The sequence below is a fragment of the Paucihalobacter sp. genome (assembly GCF_036825875.1).
Classification (GTDB): Bacteria; Bacteroidota; Bacteroidia; order Flavobacteriales; family Flavobacteriaceae; genus Paucihalobacter.
Genome location: NZ_DAISXK010000015.1, coordinates 18,271 through 43,436 on the forward strand (window position 1 = coordinate 18,271; position 25,166 = coordinate 43,436).

15 protein-coding genes are annotated in these 25,166 nt (G+C 37.3%); 9 read left to right on the forward strand and 6 right to left on the reverse strand.

Translation table 11 applies throughout. From position 1 onward, the window contains the following. Positions 1 to 270: 270 nt before the first annotated feature. On the reverse strand, positions 271 to 2,715 hold the full coding sequence (locus V7Z48_RS06270) for a glycoside hydrolase family 2 TIM barrel-domain containing protein (RefSeq protein ID WP_334112545.1): 2,445 nt from the start codon (positions 2,713 to 2,715) through the stop codon (positions 271 to 273). Position 2,716: 1 nt separating this feature from the next. Further along, positions 2,717 to 3,886, reverse strand: a complete 1,170-nt coding sequence (locus V7Z48_RS06275) for a glycoside hydrolase family 53 protein (RefSeq protein WP_334112546.1) — start codon at positions 3,884 to 3,886, stop codon at positions 2,717 to 2,719. A gap of 115 nt (positions 3,887 to 4,001) precedes the next feature. On the opposite strand from V7Z48_RS06275, the gene V7Z48_RS06280 reads away from it, so the two are divergent. Genes V7Z48_RS06280 through V7Z48_RS06305 form a run of 6 tightly spaced genes read left to right on the forward strand, consistent with a single transcriptional unit; the run spans position 4,002 to position 12,364 of the window. After that, positions 4,002 to 5,000 carry a GntR family transcriptional regulator gene (locus tag V7Z48_RS06280; protein WP_334112547.1) on the forward strand — a complete coding sequence of 333 codons (999 nt, stop codon included), beginning with the start codon at positions 4,002 to 4,004 and terminating at the stop codon, positions 4,998 to 5,000. A 6-nt stretch (positions 5,001 to 5,006) separates the two neighbouring features. After that, positions 5,007 to 5,921, forward strand: coding sequence for an aldose 1-epimerase (locus V7Z48_RS06285; protein WP_334112548.1), 915 nt, complete (start codon positions 5,007 to 5,009; stop codon positions 5,919 to 5,921). 5 nt (positions 5,922 to 5,926) lie between these two features. Beyond that, entirely contained in the window at positions 5,927 to 7,573 is a 1,647-nt protein-coding gene (locus tag V7Z48_RS06290) for a solute:sodium symporter family transporter (RefSeq protein WP_334112549.1), read from the forward strand. 2 nt (positions 7,574 to 7,575) lie between these two features. Beyond that, positions 7,576 to 8,727, forward strand: coding sequence for a galactokinase (gene galK / locus V7Z48_RS06295; RefSeq protein ID WP_334112550.1), 1,152 nt, complete (start codon positions 7,576 to 7,578; stop codon positions 8,725 to 8,727). Between the two features lie 12 nt (positions 8,728 to 8,739). Next, positions 8,740 to 9,762, forward strand: coding sequence for a UDP-glucose--hexose-1-phosphate uridylyltransferase (locus tag V7Z48_RS06300; RefSeq protein ID WP_334112551.1), 1,023 nt, complete (start codon positions 8,740 to 8,742; stop codon positions 9,760 to 9,762). A gap of 10 nt (positions 9,763 to 9,772) precedes the next feature. Continuing rightward, entirely contained in the window at positions 9,773 to 12,364 is a 2,592-nt protein-coding gene (locus V7Z48_RS06305) for a hypothetical protein (protein WP_334112552.1), read from the forward strand. Positions 12,365 to 12,842: 478 nt separating this feature from the next. On the opposite strand, the gene V7Z48_RS06310 is transcribed toward V7Z48_RS06305, so the two are convergent. From V7Z48_RS06310 to V7Z48_RS06325, 4 genes are all read right to left on the reverse strand, one after another. After that, positions 12,843 to 15,746, reverse strand: coding sequence for an alpha-amylase family glycosyl hydrolase (locus V7Z48_RS06310; RefSeq protein WP_334112553.1), 2,904 nt, complete (start codon positions 15,744 to 15,746; stop codon positions 12,843 to 12,845). A 71-nt stretch (positions 15,747 to 15,817) separates the two neighbouring features. Continuing rightward, a complete protein-coding gene (locus V7Z48_RS06315) occupies positions 15,818 to 16,999 on the reverse strand; it encodes a SusE domain-containing protein (RefSeq protein WP_334112554.1) in 1,182 nt (393 codons plus the stop codon). A gap of 18 nt (positions 17,000 to 17,017) precedes the next feature. Beyond that, positions 17,018 to 18,616: a RagB/SusD family nutrient uptake outer membrane protein gene (locus V7Z48_RS06320; RefSeq protein ID WP_334112555.1), complete on the reverse strand. Its 1,599-nt coding sequence runs from the start codon at positions 18,614 to 18,616 to the stop codon at positions 17,018 to 17,020. 30 nt (positions 18,617 to 18,646) lie between these two features. Further along, positions 18,647 to 21,550, reverse strand: coding sequence for a SusC/RagA family TonB-linked outer membrane protein (locus V7Z48_RS06325; RefSeq protein ID WP_334112556.1), 2,904 nt, complete (start codon positions 21,548 to 21,550; stop codon positions 18,647 to 18,649). 294 nt (positions 21,551 to 21,844) lie between these two features. On the opposite strand from V7Z48_RS06325, the gene V7Z48_RS06330 reads away from it, so the two are divergent. From V7Z48_RS06330 to pgmB, 3 genes are all read left to right on the forward strand, one after another. Then, entirely contained in the window at positions 21,845 to 22,897 is a 1,053-nt protein-coding gene (locus V7Z48_RS06330) for a LacI family DNA-binding transcriptional regulator (RefSeq protein WP_334112557.1), read from the forward strand. Between the two features lie 125 nt (positions 22,898 to 23,022). Beyond that, positions 23,023 to 24,513 (forward strand): MFS transporter, encoded by a 1,491-nt coding sequence (locus V7Z48_RS06335; RefSeq protein ID WP_334112558.1) that lies wholly within the window; start codon positions 23,023 to 23,025, stop codon positions 24,511 to 24,513. After that, complete coding sequence (pgmB, locus tag V7Z48_RS06340) at positions 24,510 to 25,166, forward strand: beta-phosphoglucomutase (protein WP_334112559.1); 657 nt, start codon at positions 24,510 to 24,512, stop codon at positions 25,164 to 25,166. Before V7Z48_RS06335 ends, pgmB begins: the two co-directional genes overlap by 4 nt.

Sequence of the window (25,166 nt, forward strand, 5' to 3'; positions counted from 1 at the left end):
GCGGGGAGACGAGAAGTTTATACTGATCGCAGTCGAAGTAAGTCTCCCCGCCCGTACTAAATTAAAGAGACGTTACTCATATAGGGTAGCGTTTTTTTTAGTTGTACCGCAGAGTTTCGAATAGGTTTCGCAGCGTTGCGCAGAGTCTTTTATACATTTTGTTGAAGAATAAAATCAGTGTAAATCGGTATAATCCGTGTCAATATGTCTCCGCGAAACTCTGTGCTTCTCAGGGCAACTCCGCGGTATAGCCCAAGCACATAATCTAATTCAATTTTCGGACAATAAATTCAAAGTCGCAGTTAGTAAACCTTCGCCAGTTACTGTTAGTTGAATATCACCTGCAACTTCCGTAGACTGAACCAAAACCACCAATTTTCCACTAAACAATTTCATAGTTGCCAAATGAAACATTTCTAAAGAAGTAGCATCACCGTTACATGCAGCTCTAAAAGTACCGTTGCCAGTAATTTCAAAATTGAGTTGGTTGGTTGCTGTAGGACAAGGAATACCATTTTCATCCACCACAGAAACTGTTACAAATGCTAAATCTTCGCCATTGGCTTTTATAATATTTACATCAGGCTCTAAAACAATTGTATGTGGTTCTCCGGCCGTTTTAATCACTTTTCCTGCTGCTGGATTACCTCCGTCGTCAAGGGCTACAACTTTTAAGGTTCCAGGTTCGTATTTCACATCCATCCACATTAATCGGTAGCGTTCTTGTGGGGTGCCATTCTTATTTTTGGTTTGAATACCTAAACTTTTGCCATTCAGAAATAATTCGGCACTGTTGTAATTGGTGTACACAAATACGGGTGTAATTTCACCTTCTCGACCTTCCCAATTCCAGTGTGGTAAGATATGAAGGGTTGGTTCTTTTGTATTCCAACGGCTTCGGTATAGGTAATAGCGATCTTTGGGTAAACCGGCCAAATCGGCAATACCAAAATAGGAGCTTCTGGATGGCCAAAATTCATCATAGGGGGTTGGTTCGCCCAAGTAATCAAAACCTGTCCAAACAAATTCACCAATAACCCATGGTTTGTCGTCTTGCAGTATAAAATCGTCTTCGGGGAGATTAGACCAGCTGCAATATTCTAAATCATAGGATGATGATTGTAAATCTTCATATTGTTTCATGCTGGCTTTTTCCACAGGAAATTTATAAATACCACGCGAACTTACAGTAGAAGCAGTTTCTGAACCTAAAATCATGTCCTGTGGAAAACGCTCGTAAGCTTCTTCATATAAATGCACCCGATAATTTAAACCAGGAATATCGGTGATGGCTCCAAAACCCGATTCCATAATGGCTTTCACCTGATCCATCCCCACGGTAACGGGTCTGCTTGGGTCTTCTCTATGAAAAATATCTTGTAACCATTTGGCACGTTTGACGCCTTCTGTTCCCCATTGGTCGGGTACTTCGTTGCCAGAGCTCCACATTACGATAGATGGATGGTTTCTTGTGGCGTGCACTAAATTAACTATGTCTTTTTCGGCGTAATCATCAAAATATAAATTGTAACCGTTTTTTACTTTGGGGATTTTCCATTCGTCAAAACTTTCAGCTAATAACATAAAACCCATTTCGTCGCAAAGCGCCAATTGTTCCAATGAAGGCATGTTGTGAGAACTTCTAATGGCATTAACGCCCAAGTCTTTCAAGATGGTGAGTTGCCTTCTCAATGCTGAAATATTGATTGCCGCGCCTAAGGGACCCAAATCATGGTGTAAACAAACACCTTTAAATTTGGTGACTTCGCCATTAAGGCTGAAACCAGTATTTCTATCGTAATTGATAGATCGAATTCCAAATTTAGTTCGAATTTCATCTTTTAAGTTGTTACCAGAATACAACCTTGTGACGGCGGTGTATAAATAGGGAGTATCTGGACTCCACAACTTTGGATTTGGTACCTCAAGATTTTGGTCAAATTCATTATTAAATGGAGTAGTAGTTTCGTGTTGAACAATTTCTGACCCTTCAGCATCAAAGATCGTGGTGATAAGTTTTGGATTGTTAGCGATAACCTTTGTTTTGATATTGACTTTAGCGAGTTCTTGGGTAATGATGGGTGTGGTGATAAAAGTTCCCCAATGCTCGATACTTTCTTTATTTTTTACAATCACTTTCACGTTTCGGTATAAACCTGCACCTGGATACCACCTAGATGACTGTTCGTGATTGTTGAGTTTTACGACTATGGAATTGTTTTCAGCTTTAACAACATTGCTAATATCAAAATAAAAATAGGCATAACCGTATTTCCATTCGCCAACTTTTTCGCCGTTTATAAAAACTTCAGGTTCGCTCATGGCGCCATCAAACTGAATAAGCACTTGTTTAGTATTGTCGAAATTTGGGAGTGAAAAGGTATTTCGATACCAAGCTTCGCCAATATATGGTAAGGCGCCGGTCCTTCCAGTTTTTTCTGTGGCAACGGCTTCAAAATTTTGAATGATGGCTACTTCTTGTTTATCGATGTCCTTATCAAAGGGGCCATAAATAGCCCAATCGTGCGGGACAGTTACTGATTCCCATTGAGAGTCGTTAAATGACGGATTTACCGCTTCGGGATGTGTTCCTTTTTGGAATTGCCACCCCTGTTTAAGGGTGATAATGTCTCTGGTTTGTTGTTCAACAGCTTCGGCACAACCAAACAGAACTATTAAAATTAGTAGGATGATTGCGGTAAAAGTGAATTTCATATTAATCATTCAAATGGGTATTGTAAAATTGCATACCCAAGGTTGGTGAATTATTGTGATTGAATAAAGTGGCATTATCCCAATGAGATCCTTGTCCCCATGGGGTAGAACAGCTGGTAGACACCCAAGCCGGTTCCCAGTAAATCAGGCCTTCACCACCCGAGTTTTTGATGACAGTTACCAATTGATTGAGGTAATCTAACTGACCCTGTTCTGTGGCGGGATAGCCAACAACGAGGGTGTTTGATCCTAAAATATTGTTAGCCTGGTCAATATCTTCAAGAGTAAATGGATAAGCTGTTTCAACAACCATCAATTTTTTATTGTAAGTATTTTTTAAGGTTGAAAAGGCGCTTCCAACATTGTCTAAGGTGTAGCTAGACCAAACGGGGTAATACGATAAACCAATCCAATCAAAATCGGTTACGCCATTTTGTGTAGCCTGTTCAAACCACCACAATCCGTTTTCTGGACCAGCAATATGCAGCATTACTTCGATAGGTTTATTGCGTTCGGCAGCAAGGTCTCTTACCGCTTCAATACCTTTATTGATAAGCTGAGAATTGCGCTGCCAATTAATGGGCCATTGTAATTGCCCGTCCTGAAGTATCATAGGATTAATTTCGTTACCAACTTGCACAATATCTGGTAGTAAATTAAGATTGGCTAAATCTTTTAAAGTATTAAAGGTATATGTGTAGAGTAGGTTGCCTAAAATTTCGGTGTTGTTGATATGTTCTAACCACGCAGCAGGAATTTGTTGGGCTCCAGGATCTGCCCAAGTATCGGAATAGTGAAAATCTAACATGACTTTTAAGTTGAGAGATTTAGCCCTAGAAATAGTTTTCTTTACATCGTCAAAATTAGAATAATTTGTCAAATCCGGATTGTGCCACAATCGCACTCTAACAATATTAGCGCCAGCTTCTTTGAAAATGACAAAGGGATCTTTAATTTGATTGGTCTGGTCTTTAAAAATTGCACCGCAATCTTCCATTTCATTCACATAAGATAAATCTGCACCTCTGTAAAAGGAAATGATTGCATTATCATCATTTGGTGCGTTGATAATGTTTTCATTATTCTCAGATGTACATGAGGTATTTAAAAAAGTAAATGTTGCGAGCAAAAGACCTAGTGTCAATTGCTTTAAAAATTCTCGAATATTCATTTTAATAAGTTCTTAATTACTAAAACATGAAATTATTACAATTTCTGTTGCGAAGTTAATAATTTTTTTTCATCTATCCATACCAGTACCTACTAGTTTTTATTATATTTGTTGCATGACATTTGTAACCGTATACGACGATATAGATACACCTAAGTATAAGCAAATTGTGCAATCTATAGAAAATGCAATCGCTTTAAAACAGTTAAAGAAGGGCGATAAGTTGCCTTCTATTAATGATATACGAAATGAATTCGGTCTTTCCAGAGATACCATATTAATGGCCTTTAACGAGCTGAAAATGCGCGGCATTGTTCATTCTGTTGCAGGCAAAGGTTACTTTTTAAAAAGCGAAGATCTTGGGGTTTCACAGAAAGTATTCTTGCTCTTTGATGAATTAAATGCTTTTAAAGAAGATTTGTACAATTCATTTTTAAAGGAAATGAAGGACGATGTGCAGGTTGATATATTTTTTCATCATTTCAATTATGATTTGTTTACCAAATTGATTTATGACAATATCGGACAGTATAATTACTATGTAATAATGCCGGCAAATTTTAAAAATACGGCAGAAGTATTAGAAAAATTACCTCACGAAAAAGTTTATATCCTAGATCAAACTAACGACGAGCTAAAACAGTATCCAGGCGTTTTTCAAAACTTTGAAAAGGATATTTTAAAAAGTTTAAAACAAGCGTTAGTGCATATAAATAAATATGAAAAATTAATTCTATTATTTCCAAACCAAAAGCAGCCAGAAGGCATGCTTAAGGGTTTTCAGCAATTTAAAAAGGAGCTTCATATTTCCCATGATGTCATTTCCACGCTCGATAATAGAAATCCGAAAAAAGGAGAAGTTTATTTAGTTCTGGATGATCAACATCTCATAATACTTATAAAAAAAATTAAGGCAGCAAAATTAAAAACAGGCGGCGATGTTGGTATTATTTCCTATAATGACACCTTACTTAAAGAAGTTGTAGAAGATGGAATCACCACCATTTCAACCGATTTTAAAATCATGGGAAAGAGATTGGCAACTATGATTAAGCATTCTGAAAAATTACAAATAGAGAATCCTAATTATCTTATAATGAGAAATTCACTTTAAAATATTTTGAAAACAAATCAAAACATATCTGTAGAACTGAGAAAGCCACAATCGCTGATTTTAGATCACCAGTCCTCAAATTCGCGACTTGAGTTATCGTTAGAAAATGGGGCTAGTATTGAAAATTTTTACATGAATGGCCTTCATATTATCGCAGCTCTTGAAACCATTCCTTACGGTGAATCGTATGCGTCGGCACTTTTATTTCCCTTTGTTAATCGTATCAGCGATGGCACTTATAACTTTCAGAATGAAAAATTTCAACTAGATTGTAACCATGCTGCGGAAGGACATGCGATTCATGGTTTGGTTTATAACAAAAGGTTTGAAATTGTAGATGAACACATCAGCGATAAGGAATCCATTATAAGCTTGCAATACAACCAAGAAAATGGTCAAACGGGATTCCCTTTTAAATACAACTTTCAAGTCACATACAAGCTCGGGCATAACACCCTTGGTATTGAATTTCAAGTGAAAAACACAGATGGTCAACCTTTTCCGTTTTCCATTGGTTGGCACCCTTATTTTAAAACATCAGATATTTCTAAAACGACACTTGTTTTTTTAGCCAAAGAGCAGTTTACTAATAATTGCCGAAATATTCCTGTGCAATCCGATGGTTTATCTGGAAAGAGATATTTGAATTTCAATGCGCCAAAGGACGATTGTTACGGATTAAATGATAAAAAAGTGGAATTCTGTACGCCAGAGTACAAAATGACAATCATTAACAGTAACGGGAGTAACTATCTTCAAATTTATACGCCGCCGCAAACCAATCTTGTTGCTATAGAACCAATGACAGCGGCACCAGATTGCTTTAATAACAAGTATGGACTAAAAGTTTTAGCACCGCATCAAATTTTTAAAGAAAAATTTCAATTAATTTTCGAACAACCAACTAATCATAAAGCTTAAATTCTATGCAAATCTTATCGTTTATAGCATTCACGGCACTTGTTGCAATAGTGTCGTACTACAAAACAAGAAATACGCCAAATACCAACTCCGATGGTTATTTTTTAGGCGGTAGAAGCTTAACGGCTGGCGTAATTGCAGGCTCACTTTTGTTGACCAACTTATCTACAGAACAAATTGTCGGATTGAATGGCTCAGCTTACACTAGCGGAATTTCAGTGATGGCGTGGGAAACCTTGGCCGCAATTGCCATGATTTTAACGGCTATATTTTTACTCCCAAGATATTTAAAAAGTGGACTAACAACCATACCACAGTTTTTATCCAACCGATTTGATGTTACTACCAAAACTCTCACATCGGCTTTATTTTTAACAGGTTACGCTGTGGTTTTGCTGCCTATCGTACTGTATTCTGGTTCTTTAGCAATAAGTGGAATGTTTAATGTTCCTGAATTACTAGGAGTAACGCAGCCACAATCGATTTGGATTTGTGTTTGGGGCATTGGTATCGCAGGTATATTTTATGCGGTTTTTGGAGGATTAAAAGCTGTAGCGATTTCCGATTCAATCAATGCCATTGGCTTACTAATTGGCGGATTGCTAATTCCTATTTTTGGACTCATTTTGGTTGGTGACGGTAGCTTGTTGGATGGTATTAGTGTATTAATGAATGAGAACCCTGAAAAATTTAAATCGATGGGTTCTAAAACCGATCCAGTTCCATTTCACACTTTATTTACAGGCATGATGCTAGTGAATTTATTTTACTGGGGAACAAATCAGCAAATTATACAAAGAGCATTAGCAGCCAAAAACTTACAAGAAGGGCAAAAAGGATTGCTGTTGGCTGGGTTTATTAAAATTTTAGGCCCAATTATCGTAGTATTACCTGGTATTATTGCTTATCATTATTTTGAAGGTCAGCTTGAAAATGCCGATAGCGCCTATCCTATGTTGGTAAATGCTGTATTACCTAAAGCTTTTGTCGGCTTTTTTGCAGCGGTGTTATTCGGGGCAATTTTAAGTTCGTTTAATGGTGCCTTAAATAGCTCTGTTACCTTATTTGGATTAGATATTTACAAACAGCATTTTAATAAGGATGCTAGCGAACGCTTGGTAGTAAGACGAGGCAAAATGTTTGGTATTTTACTGGCTGTTTTCGCAATGTTTATTGCACCTTTTATCGCCAACGCTGGAAGTTTGTTCGCTTATTTGCAAGAGGTAAATGGTATTTATAGTATTCCAATATTAACAATAATTGTGGTAGGATTTGCCACAAAAAGAGTACCGGCTATTGCTGCAAAAGTCGGTTTGTTGTCAGGTTGTTTGTTGTATGTAATTAGCCAGTTTGTACTGCAACCATACATGGTAAATTCTGCAATGAAAAAGGCAGAACTTAACGGGATTACCGATGCTGTTGGACTGGCCTTAGCAAAGGCAGACGCTTACCCGCATTACCTGGATGTTATGGCCATCTTATTTGTACTGAATATCGTTATTATGCTAGTTATTGGTAAATTCTACCCAAGAAAAGAAGCCTTCGTTCAAGAATATACCAAACAAGTTGATATCACACCTTGGAAGCATGTCTATTTGGTAGGTGGAATTATCACCCTGTTGGTTGTTTCTATTTATATTTATTTCGCGTAGCTATGAGCAAGAAAATCGTCAAAAAAGTATATAAAAAATTTAAAAGTTCTTTTGAAGGAGAGCCACTTATGGTTTTTGCACCCGGTAGAATTAATCTTATTGGAGAACATACTGATTATAACGATGGATTTGCCTTTCCTGCAGCTATCAATAAAGGTATCGCTGTTGCTGTTGCCAAATCAAACACCAGTAGTACAAAAATAGTGGCATTAGATAAAAAAGAGACTTACCAGTTCAATTTATCTGAAGTCAAACAATTGGAAAACGGTGGATGGCGAAACTATATACTTGGAGTAGTTGGTGAAATTCAAAAGTCTAGTATCGTTTTAGGAAATTTTAATATGGTTTTTTCAGGAAATATTCCTGGTGGTGCGGGAATGTCTTCTTCCGCAGCTCTAGAAAATAGTGTTGCTTTTGCTCTAAATGAATTGTTTGATTTGCAACTTTCTAAAAAACAAATGATTCTGATTTCGCAAAAGGCCGAACACAATTATGCGGGTGTTAAATGCGGAATCATGGACCAATACGCTAGTATGTTCGGTGAAAAAGGCAGCGCTTTGTTATTGGATTGTCGTACTGTTACATCCAAACCTTTCAAAGTAGATTTTAAAGACTACAAACTTATATTAATCAATACGAATGTAAAACACGACCTCTCCGAAAGTGCGTACAACAATAGAAGAGCGGCTTGCGAAAGGGTTTCTGAGATGCTTAATATTTCAGCTTTGAGAGACGCTTCAAAGGAAAGTTTGCAAGCCATCAAGGGTGACATATCTGAAGATGATTATCAAAAAGCCTTATATGTAATTCAAGAAAACAACAGGGTTTTGTCGTTTATAGAAGCTGCTGAAAAAGATGATATTTTGAGTTTAGGTAAACTTTTGTTTCAATCGCATGAAGGTTTGCGATCCCAGTATAAAGTTAGCTGCGATGAGTTGGATTTTCTGGTTGATTATGCCAAAGAATATGACGGCGTCATCGGTGCTCGTATGATGGGCGGTGGATTTGGAGGCTGCACAATTAACTTGGTTCATAAATCAGTGTTAGAAGAATTTGAACAGAAAGTATCCAAGAAATACAGAAAAAAATTCAAGAAAGATTGTTCCATTTATAAAGTAAAACTATCACAAGGAACACATTTAGTTTCATTGTAAAATAAATATATCATGACTACCGATTTACAAGATTATTCACATAGACGCTATAATATTTTAACAGGCGAATGGGTTTTGGTGTCGCCTCATCGTACAAAACGACCTTGGCAAGGCAAGCAAGAAAATGTCTCAACGCAAGAACTTCCAACGCACGATCCTTCTTGTTATTTATGCCCAGGAAATAAACGTATTAACGGTGAACAAAATCCAAATTACGAAGATATATTTGTATTTACCAATGATTTTGCTGCCTTACAAGCCGATTCCAAGTCGTTTAAAATTAATGACGGACTCCTAAGAGCTGAAAGCGAATCTGGAATTTGCAAGGTGGTTTGTTTTAGTCCAGACCATTCTAAAAGCTTACCAGATATGGAAGTTACTGATATATTAAAAGTGGTGAAACTTTGGCAACACGAGTATAAAACTTTAGGCGCACAAGATGGAATCAATCATGTTCAGATATTTGAAAATAAGGGTGAAATCATGGGCTGTAGTAATCCGCATCCTCATGGGCAAATCTGGAGCCAGTCTACCATACCAAATGAAGTGGCTAAAAAAGATTTACATCAAAAGCAATATTTTGAACAGCATAACAGCAGTTTGCTAGAAGATTATTTAAATCAAGAATTAAAGCTTCAAGAGCGGATTATTTTTGAAAATGAATATTTCGCGGTAGTCATTCCCTTTTGGGCTGTGTGGCCTTATGAGGCTATGATTGCACCTAAAAAGCAATTAATAAACATTTTAGAATTATCGGAACCCGCTAGTTTGTGCTTTGCTGAGGCCATATCCAAGTTAACCAAAGCCTACGATAAATTATTTAATAGCTCATTTCCGTATTCAGCGGGAATCCATCAAGCACCAACCAACGACGAACCAAACACGCATTGGCATTGGCACATGAGCTTTTATCCACCACTATTGAGAAGTGCTACGGTTAAGAAATTTATGGTGGGTTACGAAATGTTTGCTACACCGCAAAGAGATATTACAGCCGAAAGCGCTGCTAAAATGTTACAAAGCTTAACCTCTTAAATCGATTATTATGTTGCTGAATGTCAAATCATTTATATTTTTTATAGGCCTTTTATTATTGATGTTGGATGGATATTCGCAAACAAATCATCAAACGGGAGAGGTGTTTGTGGATGACAAGGGAGTGATGCGTTGGCAGCACAATCAGCAAGAAATCACTGGTTTTGGGGTGAATTATTCAGTGCCATTTGCACATGCCTACCGCTCGGCAAGGCGGCTCGGAATCAATCCAAAAGAGGCCATCGATAATGATGTGTATCATTTTAGCCGTTTGGGTTTTGACTTATACCGGTTGCATGTTTGGGATACGCAAATCAGCGATGTTGAAGGCAATTTAATAGAAAACGAGTATTTAGACACATTCGATTATTTACTTCAAAAATTAACCGAAAACAATATTAATTATGTCATCACACCCATCGCTTTTTGGGGTGATGGATGGCCTGAACCCAACAGCGAAACACCTGGATTTTCGCACCAATATGGTAAAGATGAATGTTTAACTAATCCTGATGCTATCAAGGCTCAGCAAAATTATTTGACTCAATTTTTAAACCATGTCAATCCTTATAAAGGTGTGGCTTATAAAAACGATCCTAATGTAATTGCCTTTGAAATCAGCAACGAACCACATCACACTAGTAATGCCAAGGATGTCGCCAAATTTGTCGCTGGCATGGTCAAAGCCATCAAGCGCACCAAAACCAACAAACCCATTTTTTATAATATGAGTCATGGCGTTCATTTTGCGGACGATTATTTTAAAGGTGGTGTTCAGGGTGGCACTTTTCAATGGTATCCCACAGGTTTGGGTTATCAAAGGGAAATTCCGGGAAATTTGTTGCCCAACGTCAATGATTACAACATCACTTTTGAGGAAAGTTTTAAAAAGAACAATGGCGCAAAATTGGTTTACGAGTTTGATGCTGCCGATGTCCATAAATCCTATATTTATCCAGCCATGGCCAGAAGTTTTAGAACGGCAGGCATTCAAATTGCAACTCATTTTGCATACGACCCGACGTTTTTGGCCTATGCCAATACCGAATATAACACGCATTATATGAATTTGGTTTACACACCTCAAAAGGCATTGAGTTTGAAGATTTGCGCTGAGGTGTTTAGAAGCATTCCGATGTATTCAGAATTTGGGACCTATCCTGAAAACACATCGTTTGGGGATTTCAAAGTTGATTACGATGCTGATTTGGCCATTTATAATTCCGAAGAAAAATTCTTCTATACCAACACGAATACTCAACATCCAAAAGATGAAAATAAGTTAAAAGAAATTGCTGGCTATGGCAATTCAGAATTAATCACTTATCAGGGTACTGGGGCCTATTTTTTAGATAAATTAGAGGATGGTCTTTGGCGCTTAGAATTACTTCCGGATGCGATTGTGGTTGACAATCCGTTTGGCAGAAATAGTTTGAATAAAACTGTGGGTGTGGTAAACTGGGAAACCCATGCCATGCGTGTTAACCTAAAAGATTTAGGCAGCAACTTTTCTATTCAAGCCATTAATGAAAGCAATGATTTTAAAAAAAATTCCGAAAATACATTATTCAAAATTAGACCGGGGACGTATATGCTTTCAAATGGTTCAAGTACGTTCAATTGGAATGCCAACGATAGCTTTAAAACTCATCAACTTAATAGTTTTTTTGCGCCAGAAACCACGGTCGAGAAAGCTTGGCTCAAGCACGAACCTATAAAAACTATCACCGAGAATTCTATGGTTGACATAGTGTTGCAATACGTTGCGCCAACAGCACCCAAAAGCATTAAATTATCTGGATTTTCAGGTGGGAAAAGGGTGCAATTCGAAATGAGTTTAACTTCGGCCTATCAGTATAAAGCAACCATTCCAGCCAATGTTTTAAAAGAAGGTTTTTTTGAATATAATATTATCGTTGAAAATGAAGGTGGTAGATTTGTAACCTATCCTTCAGGCACAGAAGGACAACCAACCGATTGGGACTTTTACGAACGTAAAACCTATACTTCAGCCATTGTAAAGGCAGCGAAACCAATATATTTGTTTAATGCCATAGAAGATGCTTTATTGTTGGTCGCACCTTGGCGCAAACCTTTTGAATTGTTACCAACGGAACATCCAAATGAAGCCATTTATGAAATCAACATTGATAAACTTTGGATAGAAGATACTGAAAATTTGAACGCACAACCCATTTACGACTATAGCTTTAAGCATTTTGTTATAGATAAAATTAAAGGTATTGATAATCTTTCTAGTAGAAACCGTCTTATCGTAAAAGGGAAATCTTTAAACAACAAACCACTTAAATTACAAGTTGCATTGGTGATGAAAGATGGTTCGGCATTTGGTGAAGTGTTAGAGATGACTCCTGAAACAGGAGATTACAGTATTGATTTATCAGAATTAAAACCAGTTAAAACGGTTACGCTACCAAGACCTTATCCAACCTTTTTGCCTTTTTATTTTGAGCACAACAACCAATCCAGCTTTAATATTGAACATATTGAAAGCGTTCAATTTTCTATTGGTCCTGAAATTAAGCCGCATCAATTAAAAGAGCAGCATGGTGTTGGCATTGTGCATTTGAGATTGGAATAAAAAATGCCTCTCAAATCGAGTGGCTTTTTTCCTATAACAATTGTATATTAGAGTTTGATTAGTTTGCTGGTTGAAAACTGTAGCTTGGATATTGTTATTTAAGGCATTTACAACATAAATTCCTGTATTTAAAATTGAAATATCAAAAATTTCTTCCGCATTGAAGTCATCTTCAAATTGTTTTATGTGTTTTCCGCTTATATCAATTCTAAGCGCTGGGGTGTAGCACTTATTTATTTGTGCTATAATCTTGTTTAGAATAATTCTAAAAAGATCAAGGGTGGCTTTATCTATGGAGTATCTATGCATTATCCATACTCTATCCATACACTATCCATGCCTTTGACCCGTCCTAAAAGACACTTTGATGTGTGAAAGGGTATAATTTGAGACGTCCTAAATAAGGTTAATACCCAAGATCATTAAAATAAAAAGCTCCCCGAACCCGAGGAGCTTTTGATTGCCTAATTCATTTAAATTAGAGCTTGACTAACTTGCTGGTCGAAGATTGACCGCTATTATTTGAGGCATTTACTAAATATAGACCTTGGTTTAAATCTGAAATATCAAACTGAGTTGTTGCTGTAAAATCTCCAGTAAATGATTTTACTGCTTTGCCAGTAATATCAATCACCATTACTTTATTAGTGTTAGTATTTAAACTAAACTCAGTATTAGCTGGATTGGGATAAATGTTTAGTTGCGCTAATGCATTTACGCTATCAACACTTAAGGTTTCTGGCGGCGCATTTCCTAAGATTCTAAATTCACCAGCTTGTAATGTGATATTAGCGGTTGATCCGTCAATAGTTGTGCTATTGGTTTCGTCCATTAAGTCGTACCAAGTACCACCGTAAGGAAAATCGGTTGATACGCTGGCGCTGTTTACACCAAAGTTGGCATAGACAATAACATTACGCAGTTGATCATTTGGGATACTAGTATCAAAGATGAAGATTTTCGGGGTAAATCCACCTGAGTTAATAGTATAATCGCCTTCAAACACTGGTTCGTTTATTTTTAAATCGTTCATACGTGCCCAATCGCTGTAAATCTGACTTCTTAAGGCATCGCTTGTCCAGTTGTTTACCCATTGTGGTTGTGGTTTGGTGTCTAATTTGCAGTCACCACCGCCACCTGGTTCATTTACTGTACCATTGTTGCAGGTGAAAATGGATTGTTCCATACCTAATTCGCCAAAGTGCCAGATCATTTTTGGTCCTGGGATTGTTAAAGTTACCGCACCGAGAGCTGACATTCTTGACAGTGCAACATTTAGGTTTTTTACATCGTGACTTGAGTTTGTAGAATTACCGAATTGCAAATTTTTGTACATCAATCGCTCTTCATCGTGACTTTCGGCATATGCAATTAGACGTTTGTCATTAAAACCTCTACTAAGGTGACCAGCACGATCAAAGTTTTTATTACCATTTTGACCCATGGTAAGCTCATTATACTGATCGGTCATTTTACCCCAAAGCATAATGCCTTTTCCTTCGTTTATGCGGTAATTTGCCCATTGCTGCTCTTCGTTATCAGAGCCAAGGTGTTCAAAAATTACATAATGCGTATCGTCTAAAGACCACGAATAATCGGCGTATTCTTTTAACACATCTACACGGTCTTGTTGGTAATTTTGGGTACATCCAAAATCACCGTCAAAAGTACCATTGCCGCAATTTTGGGTAAACCCTTTGGTTAAATCCCATCTAAAACCATCAATGTTATATTCTGTGATCCAGTGTTCTACAACGCGACGGGTATATTCTTGTGTTAACGGTTGTTGGTGATTAAAGTCATTTCCAACATTGAATGAATGGGTTGGGAATTTATTAAAATACGGACTATCATCTGCAGGACCACCCCAACCATCTCCATCAGGATCATCCATCCACATACGCACCATTGGATTTCTTCCAAAGGCATGATTTAACGCTATATCAAGAATAACTGCAATACCGTTTTGATGGCAAACATCCACAAATTCTTTAAATTTCTGGGGTGTTCCGTAATACTTATCTAAAGCCATATGGAAGGAAGTATTATAACCCCAACTTTCGTTGCCTTCATATTCCATAACGGGCATAAGCTGAATTGCGTTCACATTAAGATTTTTGAAATAATCTATTCTATTAATTAAATCCTGATAATTTCGATTAATATCAAAATCTCTTATCAGTACTTCATAGATTACCAAATCTTCCATTTTAGGTTTTTCAAAATTGGTTACTTGCCAATCGTAAGGGGTTTGTCCTGTTTGTAAAACAGTAACTTCTCGTTGTTGACCGGCAGGATATGCAGGTATATTAGGAAAAGATGCAGCAGGAATTCCTGGATCGTCAAAGGGCGATAGTACCAATGTTGAGTACGGATCTGCGGTTTTAACTAAAGAAGGTGAACCTGCAATAGGATTGGTATCGTAAACCCAATATTGGTAATGATGCATTGCACCTGGGGTTAGACCAGTAAGTTCCAACCAAAACTGATTGGTTGAAGGGTCCTTTTTCATGAGATAATCACTTGTTGGGGTATAGTTATTAAAACTACCAGCTACTTCAATAAATTCCTTACCAGGTGCAGAAACCACTAGGGTTGCTTTGGTTGCATCGTTAGGATCGTAATTAATACCATCACGTGTTCCTGCTGGTTTAGCTTGTTCAGTAACTGTGGGCGAAATAACCACTTGAAAAGAACCTTCACCTACTTCCGAATTACTAAATGGGGAGCCGACGATGCGAACGGTACCACTTTGGGTAATATTTGTTAAAGTAGTTTGAAAGGTTGGAAAACCGTTACCATTAGCTACTTGAGCATCATTAAAAAATACTTGAAAGCTACCAGCTTCTATGTTTCCTAAATACCGCAAATTGGCGCGTACTAACAAGTTGTCACCTGAATTAAGCACCACAAGATCATTTGCCGGATTGAGAATATTTATGTTGATAAGTCCAACTAGAAAAATAAAATCTTGGCAACCGCTGGCTTTTAATTCTTGTGTGCCATCCGGGTTCCTGAATACCATTCCAATTTGTGTGGCATTATCGGCCTGTGTTTGGGATAATCCGTAATAGTCTTGTGGTGTTATAGTGATACTGTAAGTACCGTCGCCGTTGTTTGTCATTTCGCCAACGCCATCATCTTGCCCCCAATTTCCTATAACGCTAAATCCGAAGGCATTGGTATTGTCTCCAATTCCAGAATGCATATAAACTTTTTGTGGGTTATTAAGACCATTACAATTGCTTGCTTCACTGTTTAAATCCACAGTAATGGTAACTGGTTGGTCCACTTCAATGGCACCTGGGTTAATTGAAACTTGGCCCAGGGAGAATTGCGTGACTAATAAGATTAATAATGAAAATAAAGTAAATTTTTTCATAGCTGTAAAATTTTGAAAAAAAAGGCTATGTTTTGAGCATAGCCTTTTATGTAAATTAAATTGTTAAATAATTAATCTAAGGTGATTGTTTTATTAATGGTATCAATCACTAGGAAATATTGTCCAGCTGATCCTATAAACTGGAAGTTGTTATCACCATCTTCAGCATCTTGGAAAAGAGAATCAATGGAATAACCTTGACTTATAAATCCAGGGTAATTTGTTCCAGAACCCCAATCTGTTGCAGTATTGAAAAATCTAAAGTTCCCATCGTTTTCAGGAGATAAATTCACCCAACCTTGGTAAATGCCATTGCCTTCACACATAAATTGAATAGGTGTATCCCAGCTCCATCCTGCATCAGGTAAACCAGCTCCTACAGCCCATAACTGGTCTAGGTCGCAATCTCCTGTTGGTGTAGGGTCAGTTAGGGTAATAGTTTTGTTGATATCATCAATGGTTAAGAAGTATAATCCTGAAGCGCCAGTGAATAAGAAGTTGTTGTCACCATCTTCAGCATCTTCAAATCTAGAATCTATAGTATAACCATCGGTTGCATAGCCTGGGTAGTTAATTCCTGAACCCCAATCGGTAGCAGTGGTAAAGAATCTAAAGTTACCGTCTCCATCCACATTGTTAGTAAAGGCTACATTGCCAGTGTAAACACCATTTCCAGAGCAGTTAATAACTTGTGGTGTATCCCAGCTCCATCCTGCAAACTTAACTCCAGCACCCACTAAAAATAGTTGATCCGCATCGCAAACTGCAGGGGCAGTGGTAGTTATTTCTGGTAATACTAAATTTAAAACAGCAATATTAGAAAATGATTCCAATCCACCATCACCAACAAACGAACGAACTCTGAAAGAAACAGAACCAGTATTAGGCGCATCGGTATTTGGATCCGCATCTAAACCTAATTGGGCTGCATAAATTAACATATCTCCAATAGTTAACGCAATTTCGTTAGCAGTAGTTGCACCAACAGTTGAAGCATCAGAGAAATCACCAATGTTAGATTTTTGTAATTGATAAGTTATATTTGTTGGCACGCCAATATCAGGAGAGTTCCATGTAAAGCGCTCACCTAAATTTTGAGCAGTCAAAGGTGTCAAAATATATTGTGCAGAAAAAGAGTTTGTAAAAGCAAAATCTCCTTCGTTAGCTATAAAAACCACGTCATCTTCTGTTTCGCAGCTATTAAAACTTATTAAGGCAAAGATGAAAAGGCCTAAAATCGATAATTTTTTCATGTTTAAATATAGTGTTAATTAGTATCCTGTATTTTGTTGTAAATTGGTATTAATACCTAAATCTGTTGCGGGTAAGGGCATAAGGTCTCTAAAAGATTCGGTAGTGGTACCTTGTGGGACATTACCTTTCCATTGCCAAACCCCTTGGTCTGAAAATTGACCAAAACGAATTAAATCTGTTCTCCTGTGCATTTCCCAATATAATTCTCGAGCGCGTTCATCAATTATAAAATCAAGTGTAAGGTCACCCGCAGTTATGTTACCACTAGTGTCTCCATAAGCGCGCAATCTTAATTGGTTTATATATCCTACAGCAGTGCCAATATTACCGCCACCACCTCTAAGAGCAGCTTCGGCATACATCAAATAAGCATCAGCCAATCGAAACATTGGAAAATCTGTATCGGGAAAGTCTCCAGTAGGGTCAGATCCCGCAACACCATTTACATCGACATTTCTATATTTGCTGATTGCATAACCTTGATTGAATGGGCCTATTTGGTTGATGTCTTTCGATTGCCCTTGGGTATAAAATAAGGCTCTTGTGTCAGCAGAATTTTCTTCACCAGGGAACATTTCCACAAAAGTAGGTGTAGTTCTTACACCGAACCAGCCACCGTTAATTCCGAAATCTGCTGGATTCATTGAGCCGCCAACGGGCGCATGAAGTAGGAAAGTCATACCACCAAATCCTTGTGTTCTTAAACCGTCAAAAGGGATGGTGAAAATCACCTCATTTTGAGCGCCGTTTGAATCATTATCAGCCAAAAAAGAGTGGAAGTATGGAATGTTAGGTATCACGTAACCAGCACCAATAACGTTATTTGTGTAAGTAATTACATCGGTATACCTTGGTGTTCCAGTGTAAACTTCAGCATTTAAATACAATTTAGCAAGTAACATCCAAGCTGCTGCTCTGTCTGCACGTCCATATTCATTTTGACGTGGTGCAGTCATATCGTCAAGAATATCTAGTAGTTCAGCTTCAATGTAGGTAAATAAATCCGCACGTTGAATCTGTTGCGGTAAAAATGCTCCAATTGGGTCATTTTCTGTAATAAACGGCACATTACCAAATAAGTCTAAAGCATGCCAATACGTTAGGGCTCGCATGAATCTTGCTTCGGCACGAAAAGTTTGTACTTCGGCTCTTAATGGACCATCCACACCTCTTGCGTCTAATTTAGCATCGGTGGTTTGACGCAAAAACTCATTTGTTAAAGCTACTTGATAAAATAATCGGCTATACATGGTTCTTATAAACTCATTACCTGAGGTCCATGTTTGACCGTGTAAATCTTGAATTGTACCGTCATTCCACCCTATTAGAGCTTCATCGGTTGTTAATTCTTGCATTTTCCAATACAAACGCATATAGTTGGAAAAGCCTTCATCTAATCCTGCTAAATCTGGTGCTCCAGCTGGACCTTGTTGGCCACTAACTGAAATACCCACATAAATTTTAGCAAGAAACTGTCTATAGGACTCTGGGTTTTCAAACGCAGCGTCTCCCACAAGACGGTTGTCTTCTGGTTGCAGGTCGAGGTTGCTTTCACAGGATTGCGTAAAAGCAAACACTACAAAAGCAAGCAACATTGTTTTAATTGTTCTTAACATAGCTTTGAAATTTATAAATTTATTCATCATTTAAAACGTAAAATTCAATCCAAGTACATAAGTTCTTGCCCGTGGATAGAAATTATTATCTATTCCATTTGCAATTTCAGGGTCTAAGCCGTCATATTCCGTGATAACAAAAAGGTTCATACCGGTTAAAGACACTCTAAGTTTCACTTTTTCAAATGGGATATTATATCCAATAGAAGCATTGTCTAGCCTCAAGAAATCAGCTCTTTGTAAATAGTAATCTGAAAAGATGTTTTGATTTCTAAAATTGGTAGACAATACACTCTGGTGTGCATTTGGCTGGTATGGCCCAGGTGCATCGACAGTGATGGCTAAGTTGCCACGCTCAGCAGCCACATTGTTATACACATAGTTTCCAAAGCTACCTCTAAAAGTAAAACTCAAATCAAAGTTTTTGTATTGAAAATTATTGGTAAACCCTATAAAGGCATCTGGAGTAGCTTTTTTGTAAGCTTGTCTATCGGCTTCAGTTATTTGGTTATCACCATTTACGTCAACATAGGCACCTTCAACTGGGTTGTTTTGATTATTGTATACTTGACGGAAAACAAAGAAAGTTAAAGGATCTAAACCTGGTCTCCACAATTGTATAGTGTTTCCAACACCTCCTGAAATACCTCCAGTTGAGATAAAGAAATTTGGATCACCACTTAAATTTAGTCTGGTAATTTCATTTTCTTGAAGTGTAACGTTGAAATTGACGTCCCAATTAAGATTTTGTGACCTAGCTAGTACACCGTTTAAGCTTAGCTCTAAACCCTTAGAGGTTGTTTCACCAACGTTCGTGGTTAAAAAGTCCGAGAGATTTGAACCGGCTGCTACAGGAATGGTGGCTAATAAATCCTCTGTTTCTCTGTAGTATCCATCAATAGATCCAGTTAATCTGTTATTGAATAAACCAAAGTCTAAGCCCACATTGTATTGTGTTGTTTGTTCCCATCTTAGGTTTTCATCAAAAGCCTGTGGTCTTAAAGGATTTACGAACTCATTCCCAAATTGGGCACTTACTTGGTTATTAAGTGCAGGTGTGTAAACTCCTAAATAGCCATAATTTGGACCTATTTCCTGCTGTCCGGTTACACCCCAACCACCGCGTAGTTTAAGGTTTGAAAAGAAGGAATTAGTCATAAACGGTTCGTTCATAATTTTCCAACCTATCGAAACCCCTGGGAAATTACCCCAACGCCCAGATGGACTAAATCTTGACGATCCATCACGTCTAAAAGTGGCAGAGATTAAATAGCGGTCGGCAATATCAAAACTGGCTCTTGCAAAATAAGATTCAAGAGCATTTCTGTTTATTACAGTTGGAAAAGTAACTAATACACCACCTGCACCAGTTTGAGTTCCATCTCTACTAGTGTAAAATTCTTGATAGGAGTGACCAGCGGTCAAATCTACTATCGTGTTAAGAGACGCGACTTCTTTTTTGTAGTTAAAATAAAAATCTAGTAAGGTATTTCTGTCTAAGCCAGTATAAAAATTTCTGAATGCAAAATCGCCAGGTCTGTTTGGATTTGGAACATTGAATTGCTTACCATCAAACTCATTATAATCCACACCAGCATTTAAATTGAACTTTAACTCTGGTAAGAATCTAAATCTGTAATCGATATTAAAATTAGAAATGAAACGTTTTCCGCGTGATCTGTTTTGGTTTTCCAATAAACTTGTTAGCGGATTTTGAGGTGCTAAAGCAGCATTGGTTGTTAATTGAGAGAATTGAAACAAGGTGCCATCGGGATTTCTAACTGGTTGGGTTGGATCAAATTGAATGGCTTGTCCAATAGCTCCTTGGTCTGCAAAGAAGAATTCATCTACAATACCTTTCGCGGTAAGTGTTAGCTTTAAATCGTTGTCAAACAAACGTTGCACAAAAGATGTATTAAAGGCATTTCGCTCATATAAATCTCGCAATAAGGTCCCTTGTTGTGATACATGGTTGTAGTTAATTCTAAAATTAAAATTTTCATATCCCTTAGAAACCGTTAGGTTATGAATCGCACCTATTGCTGTTTGATAAATTTGGTCCTGCCAATTCGTATTGGCGTTTCCTGTTAAAGAAGGATCGAATTCATTCGTTAAGAATTGTAAGCCTCTGTATTCGTCTGCTGTTAAAACATCTACTTGGTTAACGACGCTCGCTGCCGACGCTTTTAAATCGTATTCAATCGATAAAGGCGCATTAGTGGTTCCTTTCTTGGTAGTTATTAAAATAACACCATTTGATGCTCTAGAACCATAGATGGCCGTAGCAGAAGCATCTTTAAGAACTACAAAATCCTCAATATCGTCTGGATTAATGGCGTTTAAAGCATTTCGTGAACCTCCTACACCACGTTGATCCAATGGTAAACCGTCTACCACAATCAGTGGACTGTTATTAGCCGACAAGGAGGCACCACCTCTAATTCTTATTTCAGAACCTTCACCAGCAGCACCACCATTAGATGTTACTCTAACCCCAGCAGATTTACCAGCAAGTAAGGTTTCTGGCGATACAATTGCACCTTTATTAAATCGTTCGTCACCAATTTTTTCAACGGCACCAGTTGCGTCTTGCTTGGTGGTTGCTCCATAACCAATTAACACTACTTCGTCTAACTGAGCAGCATCTTCTGAAAGCGTTACATTTAAAGTAGTTCCGCCTGTATAGGTAACTTCTTTTGATTTGTATCCCAAATAAGAAAAAACCACAACGTCACCAACATTCAATGAAATTGTAAAATTACCATCAAAATCTGTCGATGCTCCTGTGGTAGTGCCTTTAACCAGAACATTTACGCCTGGTAAAGGAAGCGTGTTAGCTTCATCAGTTACTGTACCTGAAACATTTGTTTGAGCAAACAGGGTTGCTGGAACAAATAAAACCAGTAAAATCAAGCTATTAAAAAATGTTTTCATACACTATATTTAGTTGTTAAATGATTAAGTTGATTTGTATATTTTCACTTCTAAACGTTAAAACTATGTAAAAAAAAAGTATCTTGTAAGTTAAGCACAACTAAAATAGTTGCGAAAACGTTTTCGTGTTAAAAACTTTTAGTAAATAGCGCATTTTGTGATAAAAATACCAAAAATTTGTCATATTCACAATAGGCGACGAGCTTTATTCCTAAAAACGAAAATATCAAACTCAAAAATAGTTTATCTTCGTGTTTTATAAACTGATAAAAATCATAATTTTCACAATAATTTATGAAACGTAAAATCACCTTAAAGCAAATTGCACGCGAGTTAGATGTTTCTATTTCAACCGTATCAAAAGCCTTAAATAATAGTGAAGAGATCAGTGCGGATACTAAAGAAAAAGTGCAGGCTTTCGCGAAATTTTATAATTATAAACCGAATAATATTGCTTTAAGTCTTAAAAATAGAAGAAGTAAAACTATAGGCGTTATTATACCTGAAATTGTGCATCATTTTTTTTCAAATGTGATACGCGGCGTAGAAAAAATAGCCAATGCGAAAGGTTATAATGTTATTGTTGGTATGTCAAATGAATCTTTTGATAAAGAGGTGTTAAATATGGAAATGCTGGCCAATGGGAGTATTGATGGCTTTATCATTTCACTCTCAAAGGAAACCTTAATGCTGAAAGATTATCACCATTTTAGAGAGTCAATTAACCAAGGAATGCCAATCGTTATGTTCGACAGGGTGGTAGGCGACATCAATTGCGATAAGGTAATTGTAGATGATTTTGATGGCGCTAAAAATGCCGTCCGAAAGTTAATAGATTCTGGTTGTAAACACATCGGTATAATTACCACAAAAGATTATGTAAGTGTTGGCAATTTAAGAACAAATGGATATTTAAGTGCATTGGAAACTAGCAATATAAAATCTGTAGCATCACTTATTTTAAAAATCGAGGATGGTTTAGAAGCAGATGAAAAGTCTGAATTACTAGTTCAAACTATTGAAGCACTGTTTGATAAGAATCCAAAAATGGATGGGATTTTAGCAGTAAACGAGTTATTTGCCTTAATAGCAATGAAAATCGCTTTTCAAAGAGGCATCCGTATTCCTGACGATTTACAGGTAGTTGGTTTTACCAATGGTGTATTGTCTAAGCATGCCACACCAAGTCTCACCACTGTGAGTCAACATGAACAACAAATTGGGGAACAAGCAGCTAATCTTCTTATTGATAGATTAGAGCGCGATGAACACGACGAACTTGAGGAGAATTTTAAAACCGTTATTGTAAAAACCGATATTGTAGAGCGCGATTCTACAAAAAATTAAATTTAATATAACTGATTTAAAAACTTTATTATCTTTACAACCTAATCAAAACTTATATTTTCACTTCTAAGCTTAAGTTTTGATAAGCTAATGTAGGCTTATCGTAATAAATTTTACGATAACTAATGAAAAAAAGACAATTAAGCTTCTGGGAAATTTGGAATGTAAGTTTCGGTTTCATGGGAGTTCAGTTTGGTTTTGCGCTGCAAAATGCAAACATTAGTAATGTGCTCGAAAATCTGGGTGCAGACGTGCATTCACTCTCCTTCTTTTGGTTAGCAGCTCCTGTAATGGGTTTGATTGTGCAACCTATCGTTGGGGGTGCTTCCGATTTAACCTGGAACAAACGCTTTGGTCGCAGAGGTCCGTTTATTTTAGGAGGTGCATTCTTCGCAGCTCTGGGTATGTATTTAATGCCTAATTCACCCTTGTTTGTGAAACTTATGCCTGCCATGTTTTTTGGCGGATTGATGTTGGCCTTAATGGACGGTAGTTTTAACGTTACCATGCAACCTTTTAGAGCTTTGGTGGCCGATATGTTACCCGAAAATCAAAGAAACAAAGGTTACTCTATTCAGTCATTACTTATCAACATTGGCGCAGTTATCGGCTCGGCTTTGCCATTTATTCTCACCAATGTGATTGGTTTGAGCAATATTGCTGAAAAAGGTCAAGTATCAGACAGTGTAACCTGGGCGTTTTATATTGGCGCTACCATTTTATTAGGTTCGGTACTTTGGACTGTTTTTAAAACTAAAGAATATCCACCAGATGTTTATTTTGCCAACGAAGGAATCAATCCTGAGGAGGTCAAACAACAGCGTGAAACAGATGCCAAAAAATCATTTGGTCAAAAAATAACAGGGTTTATTAATTTGGTTATTCACATGCCAAAAACCATGAAACAATTGGCAGTAGTTCAATTTTTCTCGTGGTTTGCTCTGTTTTTAATGTGGGTTTACACCACGCCTGCCATTGGTCAATATATTTGGGATGTACCACAGTTTCTTTATGGTGATGCTTCTAAAATTCCTCCCGATATGCCCATTAGTACCATCGAAAATCTCAGAGCTGCCAAAGGCGCCGCTGGTGATTGGGTTGGTATTCTATTTGCAGGATATTCGCTGTTCGCTGCCATTTTTTCGGTGGTGATGATTAAAATAGCCAATACCTTCGGAAGAAAACCTACTTATGCAATTTCTTTGTTATTAGGTGGTTTGAGTTACATAGCATTTTTGTTCTTCAAAGATCCGGAAATCATCCAGGTTAACTTATTATTTGCGTCGTTTGAAGTGCCAAAAGGAGCTGTTTTGCTTATCATTCCAATGATTGGCGTTGGTATAGCTTGGGCAGCCATTTTAGCAATGCCTTACGCTATTTTATCTAACGCCGTCCCACCTCAGAAAATGGGAATTTATATGGGAATTTTCAATTTTACCATTGCTGGTCCGCAAATTATAGCTGGGTTGTTTGGCAGTTTAATTCTGAAGTTATTTGATGACAAACCCATTGCCATGATAGTGGTTGCTGGTGTATCTATGATATTGGCCGCAGCCTTTGTGTTTTTGGTAAAGGAAATTAAAGTGAAACCAGATTTAGAAATAGCCGACGTATGATCAGGAAAGGATTTATATTCGATTTAGACGGCGTTATTGTCGATACTGCCAAGTATCATTTTTTAGCTTGGAAAAAATTAGCCAATAGTATTGGTGTTGATTTCACCGAAGTTCAAAACGAACGACTTAAAGGTATTAGCCGTGTGAAGTCGCTCGAAAAAATATTAGCTTGGGGAAATAAGGAGATTTCTGAAACACAATTCTCACAACTCATGGCTTTAAAAAATGAAGATTACCTTAACTATATCGAACATATGGATGCATCGGAAATATTACCTGATGTACCAAGAGTGCTCAATTTCTTAAAAACCCAAAATCAACCTATTGCTTTAGGTTCGGCCAGTAAAAATGCCCGTACTATCTTGGAACAAGTTAATTTAAAAAGTCATTTTGATAGCATAGTTGATGGCAACGATGTTTCAAAGGCCAAGCCAGACCCCGAAGTATTTTTAATTGCTGCCCAACTTCTAAACATAGCACCCGAGAATTGTATTGTTTTTGAAGATTCTGTTGCTGGCGTAGAAGCTGCCAATGTTGCGAAAATGATTTCCATTGGCATTGGCGATGCGTCTATTTTGGGTCATGCGGACTATGTTTTTAAAGATTTTACACAAATTTCAAATCAATTTATAAATAACTTAATCAATCGATAA